Annotated in this window: 15 protein-coding genes and 1 riboswitch; of the genes, 7 read left to right on the forward strand and 8 right to left on the reverse strand. The window is 64.2% G+C overall.

Features of this window, described 5'->3' with window-relative positions:
* Window positions 1-148: 148 nt before the first annotated feature.
* The 3 genes from LRX75_RS16825 to LRX75_RS16835 all read right to left on the reverse strand — a co-directional run bounded on the left by LRX75_RS16825 (window position 149) and on the right by LRX75_RS16835 (window position 2021).
* Window positions 149-823 carry a sulfite oxidase-like oxidoreductase gene (locus tag LRX75_RS16825; protein WP_231815857.1) on the reverse strand — a complete coding sequence of 225 codons (675 nt, stop codon included), beginning with the start codon at window positions 821-823 and terminating at the stop codon, window positions 149-151.
* Between the two features lie 79 nt (window positions 824-902).
* The gene (locus LRX75_RS16830; RefSeq protein WP_231815858.1) at window positions 903-1160 is read right to left on the reverse strand and encodes a DUF982 domain-containing protein; all 258 of its coding nucleotides are present in this window, start codon (window positions 1158-1160) and stop codon (window positions 903-905) included.
* 126 nt (window positions 1161-1286) lie between these two features.
* A complete protein-coding gene (locus LRX75_RS16835; protein WP_231815859.1) occupies window positions 1287-2021 on the reverse strand; it encodes a GntR family transcriptional regulator in 735 nt (244 codons plus the stop codon).
* Between the two features lie 244 nt (window positions 2022-2265).
* On the opposite strand from LRX75_RS16835, the gene LRX75_RS16840 reads away from it, so the two are divergent.
* The 6 genes from LRX75_RS16840 (at window position 2266) to LRX75_RS16865 (ending at window position 8836) form a co-directional block, all read left to right on the forward strand.
* The gene (locus tag LRX75_RS16840) at window positions 2266-3354 is read left to right on the forward strand and encodes an ABC transporter ATP-binding protein (RefSeq protein WP_231815860.1); all 1089 of its coding nucleotides are present in this window, start codon (window positions 2266-2268) and stop codon (window positions 3352-3354) included.
* Window positions 3355-3401: 47 nt separating this feature from the next.
* Window positions 3402-4697: an ABC transporter substrate-binding protein gene (locus LRX75_RS16845; RefSeq protein WP_231815861.1), complete on the forward strand. Its 1296-nt coding sequence runs from the start codon at window positions 3402-3404 to the stop codon at window positions 4695-4697.
* Between the two features lie 214 nt (window positions 4698-4911).
* Window positions 4912-5832, forward strand: coding sequence for an ABC transporter permease (locus tag LRX75_RS16850; protein ID WP_231815862.1), 921 nt, complete (start codon window positions 4912-4914; stop codon window positions 5830-5832).
* Between the two features lies 1 nt (window position 5833).
* Entirely contained in the window at window positions 5834-6655 is an 822-nt protein-coding gene (locus LRX75_RS16855) for an ABC transporter permease (protein ID WP_113149042.1), read from the forward strand.
* An 8-nt stretch (window positions 6656-6663) separates the two neighbouring features.
* Complete coding sequence (locus tag LRX75_RS16860; RefSeq protein ID WP_231815863.1) at window positions 6664-7404, forward strand: aspartate/glutamate racemase family protein; 741 nt, start codon at window positions 6664-6666, stop codon at window positions 7402-7404.
* 130 nt (window positions 7405-7534) lie between these two features.
* A complete protein-coding gene (locus tag LRX75_RS16865; RefSeq protein WP_231815864.1) occupies window positions 7535-8836 on the forward strand; it encodes a flavin monoamine oxidase family protein in 1302 nt (433 codons plus the stop codon).
* 6 nt (window positions 8837-8842) lie between these two features.
* Here LRX75_RS16865 and LRX75_RS16870 read toward each other — a convergent pair whose 3' ends face one another.
* On the reverse strand, window positions 8843-9658 hold the full coding sequence (locus tag LRX75_RS16870) for a DUF1194 domain-containing protein (protein WP_420851224.1): 816 nt from the start codon (window positions 9656-9658) through the stop codon (window positions 8843-8845).
* A 162-nt stretch (window positions 9659-9820) separates the two neighbouring features.
* On the opposite strand from LRX75_RS16870, the gene LRX75_RS16875 reads away from it, so the two are divergent.
* Window positions 9821-11110 (forward strand): glucoamylase family protein, encoded by a 1290-nt coding sequence (locus LRX75_RS16875; RefSeq protein ID WP_231815865.1) that lies wholly within the window; start codon window positions 9821-9823, stop codon window positions 11108-11110.
* 46 nt (window positions 11111-11156) lie between these two features.
* Here LRX75_RS16875 and LRX75_RS16880 read toward each other — a convergent pair whose 3' ends face one another.
* From LRX75_RS16880 to LRX75_RS16895, 4 genes are all read right to left on the reverse strand, one after another.
* Entirely contained in the window at window positions 11157-11915 is a 759-nt protein-coding gene (locus LRX75_RS16880; RefSeq protein ID WP_231815866.1) for a CbtA family protein, read from the reverse strand.
* 207 nt (window positions 11916-12122) lie between these two features.
* On the reverse strand, window positions 12123-12299 hold the full coding sequence (locus tag LRX75_RS16885) for a CbtB domain-containing protein (protein WP_110728248.1): 177 nt from the start codon (window positions 12297-12299) through the stop codon (window positions 12123-12125).
* Window positions 12300-12348: 49 nt separating this feature from the next.
* Window positions 12349-12612, reverse strand: a riboswitch (cobalamin riboswitch).
* Between the two features lie 50 nt (window positions 12613-12662).
* On the reverse strand, window positions 12663-13148 hold the full coding sequence (locus tag LRX75_RS16890; RefSeq protein WP_420851219.1) for an SRPBCC family protein: 486 nt from the start codon (window positions 13146-13148) through the stop codon (window positions 12663-12665).
* 93 nt (window positions 13149-13241) lie between these two features.
* Entirely contained in the window at window positions 13242-13775 is a 534-nt protein-coding gene (locus LRX75_RS16895; RefSeq protein ID WP_231815867.1) for a hypothetical protein, read from the reverse strand.
* Window positions 13776-13848: the final 73 nt, after the last annotated feature.

Consider the following 13848-nt stretch of genomic DNA (forward strand, 5'->3'; position numbering starts at 1 on the left):
AAAAGGCCGATAAGGCTTCTGACCATGCAGACCTTTTCAAGGGTTCCTACTAACTTGTAACAAAACCACTTCAAGTGGTCCAAGCGCAGCGTCCCAAACCTCCGCCTCTGGCGGAGGTCTATGACTTGTTCGGTCGATCGAGGGTTTCTCAATCGTCGGAATAGCGCTGCTCCCGCCACGGGTCGCCCAGCATGTGATAGCCGTTCTTCTCCCAGAAGCCGGCGCGGTCACCGGTCATGAACTCGATCTTCGTCAGCCATTTCGCGCTTTTCCAGAGGTAGAGGTGCGGCACGATGAGGCGGGCGGGTGCGCCGTGCTCACGCGTCAGCGGCTGGCCCTCCCAGTCGGTGGCGAGCAGAGCCTGTTCGCTCGCGAAGTCGGCAAGCGGCAGGTTGGTCGTATAACCGTCATAGCTCGTCAGCATGACATAGGTCGCTTCGGGCTTCGGCATGACTAGGTCCAGCAGGTCATGCGTCGAGACGCCCTTCCAGCTGTTGTCGTAGCGCGACCACGTCGTGACGCAGTGGATGTCCGATAGGAATTTGCTCTGGGGGAGGGCCTTCAGCTGCGCCCAGTCGAGCGTCACGGGATTTTCGACGGCGCCTTTTAAGGTCAGCGACCAGCTTGCCGTCTCGACGATGGGATGCTGGCCGAGGTCGAGGACGGGCCAGTTCTTGACGAGATGCTGGCCGGGCGGCAGCCGGTCGGTTTCCGAGCGCGAAACCTGTCCGGTCAGGAATTTGCCTTCCTCCGCCCACCGACGTTTAGAGCGGGTCAGCTTGGTGTCGTCGGAAAGGTCTTCCGGGGGATCGATATCCGGCATGTCATTCTCCTGACCGCGCATCTGAGGGGCCTATGGTCGTCCGTTCCCTATGCTTTCGTCAAGGAGCCGATGGCGCCGGTCACGCGGGCACCTTGGATGTCGCCAATATGCCGGCCTCGCGAGCCGCAGCCATGAAGGACGCCTGTGCCTTGCGCGGGCTCAAAATGCCGTCGAGGGCATCCATGCAATGCTGGAGCGCGATGCGATAGGCTCTGCCGACGTGTCCGGCGGGCCAGCCACGCAGAAATTCCAGCGCGTCCCATGCGGATGCGATGATAAACTCCTGGCTCTGCTGGAGGATGATCCGGACGGGGGTCGGAAAGTGCTTGTAACTCATACGCGCCTCGCATGCTGTCTGCCGTGCGCGTGCAAAACTCGTTGCGGAGATTTTGGTTCCGTTCTCGGTTAACAAAAAATTCTTGAAGAGAAACAGTGCGTTGTCCTGCCATCTCTCTTTCCCGTCTTAAGGGAGAAGAACGTCGCGAAGCTCGTTTGCGCGGCGAATGCGCAGGTCCAGGTCGGCCTCGATATGATGAATATGGTGCACCATCAGGCGGCCGGCGCGATCCAGCTGACCGGCTTCGATGGCGTCGACGATCTGCGTATGCTCGTTGTGGCCGCAGCTCGAGGCCGTAGATTGTCCGTAGAGCGCGATGACGAGGGACGAGCGTGCGATGAGCTCGTCCATGAAGCGCTGCATCACGGCGTTTCCCGTCATCGCGGCGATCATCAGGTGGAAGTCCCCGGAGGCCTTGATCTCAGCCCGGCGGGCGCTCTGTCCGCGCTCGGTCATCAGGCGGCCCTCGTCGACCAGTTGCTCGCGGAGCTGCCGGAAATGGGTGGGCGTCATGTGGCGCGCCGCCTCCGCCAGAATGCCGGGCTCGATGATGCGGCGGGTCGCGAAAATCTGGCGGGCTTCTTCCGGCGAGGGGTTGGCGACGAAGGCGCCGCGATTGCGCTCGACGGTCACGAGCCCTTCATGCGCCAGAGCCTGCAGGGCGCCGCGCACCAGCGTTCGGCTGACGTTGAACAGGGCGCCGACATCCGTCTCCGTCAGCTTCGTGCCCGGCATCAGCCGCCGATCGACGATCGCGTCGCGGATGGCGTCGCGAATGGCACGCTGGCTGCCGTCGATCCCGGTACCATCGGCGTCGGGTCGGGCGATCAGGGTTTCCGGTTTCGTCTGGCGATTGTCCATAGTCGCGTAATCTAATGCAAATGATCGTGCGACAGAAGGGCTTTTCGTATCCGGAAAACTTCTGAATTGTATACGATCTGGCGGATTATTTTGCACAATAGATGAAAAAATAGGCGTTTTTGATTGCGCTAACGAAACGGGCTCCGATGGTTCCGCCGGTTTTCGTTTAGAAACAGTCCGCTAACGACTGCCCGACGAACTGGCACAGTTGATGCATTCTCTTGGAAACGACAGGGGAGCCATCATGACCAAAGCGGCAGAGATCGACATCGTATCCGTTTCCAAGATCTATGGAAGCACCACGGCCGTCCATTCCATCAGCCTCAAGATCCCGTCCGGCAGCTACTGCTGCTTTCTTGGGCCATCCGGCTGCGGCAAGACGTCGACGCTTCGGATGATCGCCGGGCACGAGACGATTTCCTCGGGCGACATCCGTCTCGGCAACACGGTCGTGACCGACCTGCCGCCGGCCAAGCGCGGCACGGCGATGATGTTCCAGTCCTACGCCCTGTTCCCGCATCTCGACCTCATCGACAACGTGGCTTTCAGCCTGAAGATGAAGGGTGTGGAGAAGGAGGAGCGTCGCGCGAAGGCGCTGGAGATGCTTCGGCTGATGCAAATGGAGCCCTACGCCAACCGGCGCCCGGCCCAGCTTTCCGGCGGGCAGCAGCAGCGCGTCGCGCTCGCCCGCGCGCTGATCACCGATCCGGAAGCGCTGCTGCTGGACGAGCCGCTGTCTGCGCTGGACCCGTTCCTGAAGATCCGCATGCGGGCGGAGCTGAAGAAGCTGCAGAAGAATCTGGGCATCACCTTCGTGCATGTCACGCACAGCCAGGAAGAGGCGATGGCGCTGGCCGATATCATCGTCATCATGAGCGACGGTCGCATCGAGCAGGCGGCCAGCCCGCGCGAGGTCTTCGAGCGGCCGGCGACAGCCTTCGTCGCCCGCTTCATGGGCGATCACAACGTGCTCACCGGCCGCGTCATCTCCAGCGCCGGGGGCGTGCTGACGCTGCAGGTGCCGGAGGGACAGACCTTTACCGTCGCGGGCGAGGGACGGGAAGCGGGGTCTCCGATCGACATCGGCATCCGCACGGACCGTGTCCGCCTGTGCGAACCGAGCGAGAAGACGCTCGGCTTCAACGGCGTCGTTTCCAACGTCGAATATCGCGGCGCCTCGGTGAAGATCACCGTCATGGGTGCAGGTTCCGAGGATTTCACCGTCATCGCCACCGATGCGGATTATTTCGAAAAACCCGTCGCCGTGGGCGATGCGGTTTCCCTGAGTTGGGGCCTGGAGGACGCTGTCCTCCTGGGTGCCATGGCTGCCTGACTTGCCAGAATACCGACCTGTCTAACCAGAATAAAAGGGAACAGAGTATGACCGAGACCAAGACCACGAAGACGGCGACCGGCATCAGCCGCCGCACGCTGATGAAGACAGGGGCTGCGGCCGTCGGCGCCATTGCCGGCTCCGGCGCCATCACCGGTTTCCCCACAATCTGGGCGCAGAACCCGATCACGCTGCGCCAGTTCGGCACCGGCGTTTCCAACATCAATGCCATCGCCGAGAAGTGCAAGGCCGACCTCGGCATCATGCTCGAGATGACGGCGACCGACTCGGATGCCGCTGCCCAGCGCGCCGTGACGCAGCCCGACAGCTACGACATCGCCGACATCGAATACTGGATCCTGAAGAAGGTCTTCCCGGCCGGCGTCATCCAGCCGATGGAAATCTCCAAGCTGAAATATTACGACCAGATCGTGCCGCTGTTCAAAACGGGCAAGCTGACGCCGGACAGCGTGATCGCGCAGGGTACGGCGCCGCACACCGTCGGCTTCGTGGAAAAGGCCGGCGACAAGACGTTCGCCAAGTCCGAAACCGGTCTCTTCACGATGGTCCCGACCATCTACAATGCCGACACGCTCGGCATCCGCCCGGATCTCGTCGGACGCGACATCACCTCCTGGGCCGACATCATGGACCCGGCCTTCAAGGGCAAGACCTCGATCCTGAACATTCCGTCGATCGGCATCATGGATGCCGCGATGATCATGGAAGCACTCGGCAACATCAAATACGCCGACAAGGGCAACATGACCAAGGCGGAGATCGATGCGACGATCGACTTCCTGATCAAGGCGAAGCAGGACGGCCAGTTCCGCGCCTTCTGGAAGTCGTTCGACGAGTCGGTCAACCTGATGGCATCGGGCGAGGTCGTCATCCAGTCCATGTGGTCGCCGGCCGTTGCCGCCGTCCGCTCCAAGGGCATCGCCTGCAAGTATCAGCCGCTCAAGGAAGGCTACCGCTCGTGGGGCGGCGGTCTCGGCCTTGCCGCGCATCTTCAGGGCGCGCAGCTGGATGCGGCCTATGAATACATAAACTGGTACACCTCCGGCTGGGTCGGCGGCTATCTCAACCGCCAGGGTTACTATTCCGCCGCCATGGACACGGCAAAGAAGTTCATGACCGAGGACGAGTGGGGCTACTGGATCGAGGGCAAGGCCGCCAAGGGCGATATCATGTCTCCGGAAGGCAAGGTCATGGAAAAGGCCGGCGCCGTTCGCGATGGTGGCTCCTTCGAGGAGCGCATGGGCAAGGTCGCCTGCTGGAACTCCGTGATGGACGAGGACCGCTACATGGTTCGCCGCTGGAACGAGTTCATCGCTGCCTGATGTGGTGGGGGTCGCACATGCGGCGCCCCCTCGACCCTGACCCTTTCTCCACTCGCGGGGAGAGGGGATGTGCCTCGCTTCACCTCTTGATAGAGGCAGGCGGATGGCCACGACCTTCCTTCTCCCCGCAGGCGGGGAGAAGGTGCCGGCAGGCGGATGAGGGGCAGCCTTCTCACTCCGCTGAGCTTGAGTTCTCAACGGAGACGACCGCACCATGGCGACCATCGCTGCAAGCAAGCCGACACCGGCGCCGGATGCGCGGGTGCGCACGCCGAAATCCTTCCGCCTGCCGCCGCGGGCCATATCCTACCTGCAGTCGGCGCCGCTGATCGCCATTCTCGGCTTCTTCTTCCTGCTGCCGATCCTCATGATCCTTGTCGTCAGTTTCTGGGATTACGATTTCGCGGGGCTCTATCCCGATTTCCTCACCATGAACTACGAGGAAACGCTGGGGTCCTGGGTCACCTGGAAGACCTATCTGAACACCCTGAAATACACGGTCGTCGTCTGGGCGCTCACGACCTTCATCGGCTTCTGGGTCGCCTATTTCCTCGCCTTTCACATCCGCACGACGACCATGCAGATGGTGCTGTTCCTCGTCTGCACCGTGCCGTTCCTCACCTCCAACATCATCCGCATGATCTCGTGGATCCCGGTTCTCGGGCGCAACGGGCTGGTGAATTCGACGCTGATCGAGATGGGGATCATTCCCGCGCCGATCGAATGGCTGCTCTATTCGGAGTTCGCCGTCATTCTCGCCATGGTGCATCTGAACACGCTGTTCATGGTGACGCCAATCTTCAACACGCTGATGCGGATCGACAAGTCGTTGATCGAAGCGGCGCGCGATGCGGGCGCCACCGGCTGGCAGATCCTCTGGAACGTCATCATTCCGCTCGCCAAGCCCGGCATCGCCATCGGCTCGATCTTCGTCGTCACCCTGGTCATGGCGGATTTCTCGACCGTGCAGGTCATGTCCGGGGGGCAGAGTGCGTCGGTGGCGCTGATGATGCGCAACCAGATGTCGCTGCTGCAATATCCGGCCGCCGCCGCCAATGCCGTCGTGCTGCTGATCGTCGTGCTGCTGATGGTGGCGGCGATCCTGCGCGTCGTCGATATCCGCAAGGAACTGTGACATGAGCCACGAAAAACGCACCTTCGAATTCTACGTGCTCGCCGCCTTCTTCGCGCTGTTCGTGCTCTTCCTCTACGGCCCGCTGTCGGCGGTCCTCATCCTGTCCTTCCAGGGGCCGAACGGCGGATTGACCTTCCCCATGAACGGCGTGTCGCTGCGCTGGTTCTACAATCTGTTCGAGCAGCAGGCGGTCGGCAATTTCGGGGCGTCGTTCCGGCGGTCCTTCTCGCTCGGCATTATGGTCATGATCGTCAACGTGCTCGTGTCGCTGCTGGCGGGCCTGGCCTTCCGGCGCAAGTTTCGCGGCTCGACCACGCTGTTCTACCTGACGGTCGCCAGCCTCGTTGTGCCCTCCATCATCATCTCGCTCGGCATCGGCGTCGTCTTCCAGCAGTTCGGGCTCAAGCCCGCCTGGTATTCCTCGGCCTTCGGCGCGCACCTCACCTGGACGCTGCCCTTCGGCGTGCTGATCATGTTCGCCGTGTTCAACCGGTTCTCGCCGGCCTATGAGGAGGCGGCGCGCGACCTTGGGGCCAGTTCTTGGCAGACCTTCCGGCATGTCGTGCTGCCGATGATCGCACCGAGCCTGATCGGCGTCGGCCTCTTCGGCTTCACGCTCTCCTATGACGAGTTCGCCCGCACGCTGATGACATCGGGCACCTACAACACGCTGCCGCTCGAAATCTACGGCATGACGACCAACGTCACCACGCCGGTGCTCTACGCGCTCGGCACCGTCACCACCGTCTTTTCCTTTACCGTCATTCTGCTGGCGCTCGGCATCATCCTGATGCTCGGCCGCAAGCAGGCCAAGCTGGTCTGATCCCTCGCATGCGCATCCTCGTCGTCAATCCGAACACCACCGTTTCCATGACCGAAAAGGCGGCGGAGGCCGCGCGCCTCGTCGCCGCCACCGGCACGGAGATCATCGCCGCCACCGCCGCCATGGGGCCCGCCTCGATCGAGGGGCATTATGACGGTGCGCTCGCGCTGCCGGGCCTGCTCGATGCGATCCGGGCGGGCGAGGCGGCGGGCGCGCAAGCCGCCGTCATCGCCTGTTTCGACGATACGGGGCTCGATGCCGCCCGGTCGCTCGCCTCCATTCCGGTGCTCGGGCTCTGCGAAAGCGCATTGGTGACGGCCGGCTTCCTCGCGCAACGCTTCACCGTCGTCACGACGCTGGAGCGGTCCCGCGTGCTGCTCGAAAACCTGACACGCCACTATGGCTTCGGCGGACGGGCCAAGGTTCGCGCCGCCGACATTCCCGTGCTCGACCTGGAAAAAGAGGGATCGGGCGCGCTCGACAAACTCCGCCACCAGATCGAACGGGCGCTTGCCGAAGACGGCGCGGAGGCCATCGTGCTCGGCTGCGCCGGCATGGCGGATCTCGCCTACGAGCTGCAATCCATCTATCATGTGCCGGTGGTCGACGGCGTCTCCGCGGCCGTCAAGCAGGCCGAGGCGCTGATCGCCCAGAGGCTGACGACCAGCAAGCGCGGCTCTTACGCTGCGCCCCTGGCCAAGCCATATGCCGGCATGCTCAGTGGTTTCGCACCCGCGGCCTCTGCCTGATCGGCGCATTCTCCAAAGTCCAAGCTCCATCCGACAAACCCGCGCGCCGCATATCCTTTCGCGCCGTTCTTTCTATATTGTCCGAGCGAACGACCGGACCTGTGGTCCTGAGATGAAAAAGAGGGACGGCATGGAACGGGATGCGGATGTGATCGTGGTCGGTGCCGGCTTCACGGGGCTGGCGGCCGCGCAGGCGCTGGTGGATCGCGGCCTGTCGGTCATCGTTCTGGAGGCCCGCGCCGAGGTTGGCGGGCGCGTCCGCTCGTTCGAGACATCGGACGGGACGCGGCGGGATGCCGGCGGGCAGTTCGTGTGCGATGACATGCCGGAGGTGATGGCGCTCGTGCGGGCGGCGCGGCTGGAGACCGTGGAGAGCCGCTGGAAAGGTGCCGCGACGACCGTGTCGGCGACGCCGTCGCGACGCGCATCGTACCGCGACAATCCGCTCTATGCGCGGATGGAAGCGGCTGATCCGACCGATCCCGCACTCGCCGGTCTCTCCATCGCTGACTGGCTGGACGGACAGGATGTGCCGGCAGCGGCCAAGCGGGATTTCCTCAGCATGGTGCACGGGCTCTGGTGCCTTCCGGCGGATGTCATCCCCTTCTGGTATCTTGTCGACAGCGACCGCCGGAATACCGCCGAGATGTCCGAGCTGCAATATTTCCTGAGGGACAGCGCCGCCTCGCTGGCCGACGCCATGGCCGCGCGCCTGCGGTCGCACGTTATCCTGTCCGCGCCAGTCTCCCGCATCCGCAGGCGTGAGGAGCATGTCGTCGTGGAGACGGTGGAACGGCAGTTGACAGCGCGGCATGTGCTCGTCGCCGTGCCGCCGGTGCGTGCGCGCGACATCGTCCAGGAGCCGCCGCTGCCGGTGCCGCTGGCGCGCGCGCTCGGCTGCTGGCGGAGCGGCGCCGTGATCAAGATCCTGCTGCGCTACGGCGAACGGTTCTGGTCGCCGTCCGTTTCCTCCGGTGTCTCGTGGGAGGATGTCGGCGGGCTCTACGCCTTCGACGTCAGCCTGGATGCCTCGCATGCGGCCTTCGTGGTGTTCGTCGGCGGGCCGCTTGCGCTCGACTGGCGGGCGCGGGGCAGGGCGTTCATCGAGCAGACGGTGCGCGCGCGCATGGGTGAGCTGCTGGGGGCCGACGCGCCGGAGCCTGTCGAGTTCATCCTGCACGACTGGACGGATGATCGCTGGAGCGGCGGTGGCTATAGCGATGTGATCGTCGATTTCGCCGCCCACGATGCCGAGGCGCTTCTGCGGCAGGGCGCCGGCCGCGTCGCCTTTGCGAGTTCCGAGCTGTCTCCGTCCTTCCCGACATACATCGAAGGGGCGATCGTGGCCGGGCGGCTCGCCGCCGGGCAGATCGCGGATGCGCTGGCCAACGAGGACGTGGCGACGGCAGCGAGCGTCGAACGGGCGCGGTGACGCAGGTCAGCGGCTGAAGATGCCGGGTCGCAGCTTTTCGCCGATCAGACAATCCACGGCGGCGGGATTTGCGACGGGGATGGGGCGGAGCGGCGGCTGGTGCCCGCTGACCTCCATCACGAGTTTCTGACGGATGGCAACAGCGAAATCCTGCGGGGTGTGGATCGGCAGGACGAAGGCGCCGGGGCCGCCGATGACGCAGTCGCCGTAATAGCGGTCGAGCCGGACGCCGACACCGGTGGGGCGGATGATGATGGCAAGACCGTTGACGATGATGCCGCTGCGCACGGCCATGTCCCGCGCGGGCAGAACCGGCGGGCCGAGATTGTTGGGACCATCGCCGGACACATCGATGACGCGACGCTGGCCGTCGAAGGCATTGGTGTCGATCATGCCCGTCGCATAGGTCAGCGCATTGGAAATCGAGGTGCCACGGCGGGTGGTGACGGGCCGGGCGGCGATTTCGTCGGCAAAGGCGGCAGCGTCCGCAGCGCTCGAGATCCGGTGCCAGTCCACCCGCGAGCTTTCATTGACGCTGCCGGCCCACTCGAAATAGCTGATGGCGATTTCGCCGATCAGGCCGCCGCGAACGGCGTCGATGAACTCCCGGTGGCGCAGCGCGTCGAGATAGCCGGCCCGCTGGATGCGCGCCTCCTCCAGATCCATCGATCCCGACATGTCGACGGCCAGAACCAGCTCGATATCCACGTCGCGACCTCCGGGTGCGGCGATGGTCGTTATGTGCGTCGCTTGGGTTGTGGAGGGGGTGTCGGGGAGCCCTTGGACGGAAAGGCCCATCAGCAATGCAATTCCCGCCAAGATCATGTCATCCAATCCCTGCTTCGCACCGTAGAGGCGAACATTAACACAACGGGTGATGGCGGCGACCGGTAAGCGGCAGCATGGCTTCAACACTCGGTGAGTGCAAGAGATGTTGAGCGCAAGAGACGGCACGCTTTGCGTAACCGCTCGTCAGGAGTTGCGATGCTTTTCAAGGATACGACCGACGCCGGGCTGATCGATCGATTTCAGCTGGGCGCGTTCCGGTATTTCATGCGGTTTACGCATCCGGAAACCGGTCTCGTTGCCGACAGTTCGCAGGAAGGGTCGCCGGCCAGCGTCGCCGCAACCGGCTTCGGCCTGTCGGCGTTGCCCGTCGGCGTCGAGCGCGGCTGGCTGTCCCGCGCGGATGCGGCGGAGCGGGCGCTGAAGACGCTGCGCTTCCTGCGTGACAGCGAGCAGAGCCGCGATACGCTGGCCACCGGCTATAAGGGTCTCTACTACCACTTTCTGGAGATGAAGAGCGGACGGCGGGCGTGGCGCAGCGAGATCTCGCTGATCGACAGCGCGCTGCTGATCGCCGGCGCCATCACCGTCGGGGCCTATTTCTCCGAGGCGACGCCGGCGGAAAAGGAAATTCGCGATATCGCCGACATGATTTACGCCCGCGCCAACTGGGCCTGGGCGCTGGACGAGGAGGATACGCTGGCGCTCGGCTGGAAGCCGCGCAGCGGTTTCCTTCCCTATCGCTGGCATGGATATAGCGAGGCGGTCATTCTCTACACGCTCGCCTTGTCCTCGCCGTCCTACCCGATCCCGGCCAAGAGCTATCTCGCCTTCGGCAACCAGTGCGACTGGAAGGAGGCGCTCGGCAAGCCGTTCCTCTATGCCGGGCCGCTGTTCATCCATCTGTTCTCGCATGCCTGGATCGATTTCCGCGGCATTCGCGATACGGCGATGGTCGAGCATGACAGCGACTACTTCGAGAACACCCGCCTCGCGATCAATGTGCAGCGCGATTATGCCGAGCGAAACCCCGAGGCCTTTACGGGTTACGGCAGGGATTGCTGGGGGCTGACCGCGTGTGACGGGCCGGAGCGGTCACGCCGCCTGCGGGATGGCCGCCAGCAGTACTTCTCTGGCTATGCGGCGCGCGGCGCGCCCTTCGGGCCCGATGACGGCACGCTTGCACCCTGGGCGCCGCTCGCCTGCCTGCCGTTCAACGAGACGGCGGCCCTGGCGGGAACGCGCCATATGCTCGAGACCTATCCGGGTGTGGTCGAGGAAGACGGCTTCATCGGCAGCTTCAATCCCAGCGTTCCCGCGCGCACCCCCGAAGGATGGATGAACACCCGGCGGATCGGGCTCGACCAGGGCATTCTGCTGATGATGATCGAGAACCACAGGACTGGTTTTTTCTGGAACCTGCTGCGATCTTCGACGCCGATCCGGCGCGGGCTGAAGCGTGCCGGTTTCGCCGGCGGATGGCTGTAGGCTTTTCCAGGCGGTCCGGCCCGCTGTGTCGCGGGCCGGTGTCCCGTCATGCCGCCTTGAGAAAGCGGTCGTTGAGGGCGCCGGAGACGGTGCCGAGGACGAGCCAGAAGGCCAGTGTGGTTGCCAGTGCCGCAACCGCGAATTCCGCGCCGAGAACGGCGGGGACGGGGCTTGCGATATCGCCCGGCTGGGGTGCGCCGTAGATGTGGGGCAGGGCGAGGAGGACAAAGCCCGCACCTTTCGCCACGATCTCCCGTCGCAGCGCGATCAGGCCGAGACCGAGCGCCGAAAGCGCCGTTGTGGCGAGCCACCACGTCTGGCGATCGCCGAGGTCGGCGGCGGGAAAGCCGGGCAACTCGGGGGGAAGGCCGAGAGCCGGAAGCATGTGGACCGACAGCCAGCCGAGGGCACCCCAGGTGAGGCCGGTGCGCAAGGTCGGCGGGCTGCCGGTCAGGATGCCGATGCCCCCCAGCAGCAGGCCGAAGCCGGCACCCGTCACCAGATTGGCGATCAGCGTGCCTGAGAAGCGGCTCATGCCGAACATGATGCCGCCCTCCGCATGCGCCTCGCCGTCATGCGCGTAGGCCGGCGTTACCGGCTGCAGCGCGGCTGCGAAGGTCGCAAAGAGCGCGCCGGAGCCACGTGCGGAATGCTCGTGTGCCGCCGGGGCTCCCGGGGCGGGTTCGCCCTCGTAGGTTTCCGCATGGAGGATCAGCGGCACGACGCGGAGTTCCTGCGCCGCTGTCATGAAGAGGCCTGCGATAAGGCCGGCGCAGATGGCGGCCAGAAGTGTCTTGACGATCATAGATATCCCTTTCGGAGCCGCGCCTTGCCGGCGTGCTCTCGTCCTGTGCCTGTGTGGGAGGATCCGATCTGTCGGCACGACGAGGCGCAGCACGGCCGGCGCGCACGCACACAGGCGGTCGCGTCGGGCATGCCGGCGTCAGCGGCGCAACGCCCGGTCGCGGGGCTTTGCGCTCGCCTGTCGCTCGAGAGATCGGGCCTGTTTACGCTAGTGGCAGGGGAAGCCGAACGAGTGGCGGACGTCGTGCGCGGTATCGTGCAGCACGGCCGAATTGGCCAGACCGGCGCCGAACACGAGGAACGCCCCGATGCACAAGGACAGGAAACCCGCAATCATGCGGTCATTGAGGGAAAGCGAAACGCCAGATGCGTTGGTAACAGCCATGACAACCTCCGTGATGGCAATGTGGGACGTGTCCCACTCCTTTGGGCGAAATGCCCGACATCAATCGGCAGGTGTCCTGGCTCGCGGTGTCTGATGCCGGGTGGCATCGTCGGATCTTCCTCGCCTTCCCGCAGATCGGAGATATCCCCGTCACCACAGTGGCTTCTACCGGTTGCCCGGCATGAAAGACCCTGACCGCTCTACAGTCGCGGGGTCGGCCGTGATTGAGGTGCCGCACTGGGTCCACCCGTCACGTTCCCATTTACTCCCCGGATGGTGTGGCACCCGGAGAACCTCTTGATGAGGATCACTATGACGTGTGCGGAACGGCTGTCAATCGCCGTGATCCGCCTGTCGCACGGATCAGAGCGTTGCGGCGAGGGCTGCAAGCTGGTCGGCGCACTGGTTCCAGCCTTCGTGGAAGCCCATCTGCTCATGCGCGTCGCGATCGGTCTTCGTCCAGTGGCGGACGCGGGCCGTGTAGCGTGTGCCGTCGTTCTCCGGCTCGAAGGTGATGATGCCGGTCATGAAGGGTTTTTCCGACGGCGTCCATGCGCGGATATAGGCGTCCGTAAAGACAATCTTTCGATCCGGCACGATCTCGAGATAGACGCCGCGATTGGGCATTTCCGTGCCTTCCGGGCTCTTCATGACGATCAGGTTCGAGCCGCCGACGCGCAGATCGACCTCGGCCGTCGCGATCGTCCAAGGTTTCGGCACGAACCATTGCTGGATAAGCGCAGGCTCCGTCCAGCAGCGGAACAAGGCGTTTGGCGTGGCAGCGATGTGGCGGGTGATGACGAGGTCGCGATCGTCGGAGGTGGTGGGGTCTGTCATGGTCTCGGGCATGGTCTGTGTCCTGGGTCGGCGCGTGCGTTCCGGCGGAGTGTCGGTCATCCGGCGCTGACTGTCGAGGCCTTTACAACGGTCTTCGATCTCCGATCAGGGACCGGCGGGGGAGGACTGGATCTTGACGATCGCTGTCGTCCATTTCGGTGCCTCGGGCGGGCCGGTGCGGGGTGCGGGGAAGACGAGGGAGGTGCGCAGCGGAGCAGAGTGACCCGGCGGGATGCGGGCGATGATCAGCGCATCGTCGCGACCAATCGTCCGGCAGGTGCCCGACGGGCAATCATCGAGCGTGACGTCGAGGGTGAAGTAATCGAGAAAGGCGGCGCCGTCATTGTGGACCGTGCCGGTCACGACATAGCTGCTGGCCGGCGTGCTCTTTTCGAATTGGAGATTTTCCAGCCGGACCTCGCTTGCCGCGATCGTCGCGACGGGCCGATCTGCCGTAACGGGCGACAACGGTTCTGGCGGACGGGCATTGTCGTCGGTCCACCAGACGACGAAAGCACTGACGAGGCCGACGGCGACGAGCACCGAAAGCGCCGGCTCGGCCATCTTGCGAAACCGCTGGTCCCAGACGGCAAGCGCGACGACCACGAAGCTCGCGATCGCGAGCGAAATCCAAAGCATGAACGGCCTCCCCTTGCATTCCTATATAGGGACGACACGGCCGGGTTGAAAGCGGACGCGGTGAATCAAAAGG

The organism is Rhizobium quercicola, from assembly GCF_021168455.1.
GTDB lineage: Bacteria > Pseudomonadota > Alphaproteobacteria > Rhizobiales > Rhizobiaceae > Ferranicluibacter > Ferranicluibacter quercicola.

Excerpts from the sequence above, each read along its gene's own strand:
- LRX75_RS16825 (WP_231815857.1), bottom strand. The coding sequence starts at position 823 with ATGCCGGATATCGATCCCCCGGAAGACCTTTCCGACGACACCAAGCTG.
- LRX75_RS16830 (WP_231815858.1), bottom strand. The coding sequence starts at position 1,160 with ATGAGTTACAAGCACTTTCCGACCCCCGTCCGGATCATCCTCCAGCAG.
- LRX75_RS16835 (WP_231815859.1), bottom strand. The coding sequence starts at position 2,021 with ATGGACAATCGCCAGACGAAACCGGAAACCCTGATCGCCCGACCCGAC.
- LRX75_RS16840 (WP_231815860.1), top strand. The coding sequence starts at position 2,266 with ATGACCAAAGCGGCAGAGATCGACATCGTATCCGTTTCCAAGATCTAT.
- LRX75_RS16845 (WP_231815861.1), top strand. The coding sequence starts at position 3,402 with ATGACCGAGACCAAGACCACGAAGACGGCGACCGGCATCAGCCGCCGC.
- LRX75_RS16850 (WP_231815862.1), top strand. The coding sequence starts at position 4,912 with ATGGCGACCATCGCTGCAAGCAAGCCGACACCGGCGCCGGATGCGCGG.
- LRX75_RS16855 (WP_113149042.1), top strand. The coding sequence starts at position 5,834 with ATGAGCCACGAAAAACGCACCTTCGAATTCTACGTGCTCGCCGCCTTC.
- LRX75_RS16860 (WP_231815863.1), top strand. The coding sequence starts at position 6,664 with ATGCGCATCCTCGTCGTCAATCCGAACACCACCGTTTCCATGACCGAA.
- LRX75_RS16865 (WP_231815864.1), top strand. The coding sequence starts at position 7,535 with ATGGAACGGGATGCGGATGTGATCGTGGTCGGTGCCGGCTTCACGGGG.
- LRX75_RS16875 (WP_231815865.1), top strand. The coding sequence starts at position 9,821 with ATGCTTTTCAAGGATACGACCGACGCCGGGCTGATCGATCGATTTCAG.
- LRX75_RS16880 (WP_231815866.1), bottom strand. The coding sequence starts at position 11,915 with ATGATCGTCAAGACACTTCTGGCCGCCATCTGCGCCGGCCTTATCGCA.
- LRX75_RS16885 (WP_110728248.1), bottom strand. The coding sequence starts at position 12,299 with ATGGCTGTTACCAACGCATCTGGCGTTTCGCTTTCCCTCAATGACCGC.
- LRX75_RS16890 (WP_420851219.1), bottom strand. The coding sequence starts at position 13,148 with ATGCCCGAGACCATGACAGACCCCACCACCTCCGACGATCGCGACCTC.
- LRX75_RS16895 (WP_231815867.1), bottom strand. The coding sequence starts at position 13,775 with ATGCTTTGGATTTCGCTCGCGATCGCGAGCTTCGTGGTCGTCGCGCTT.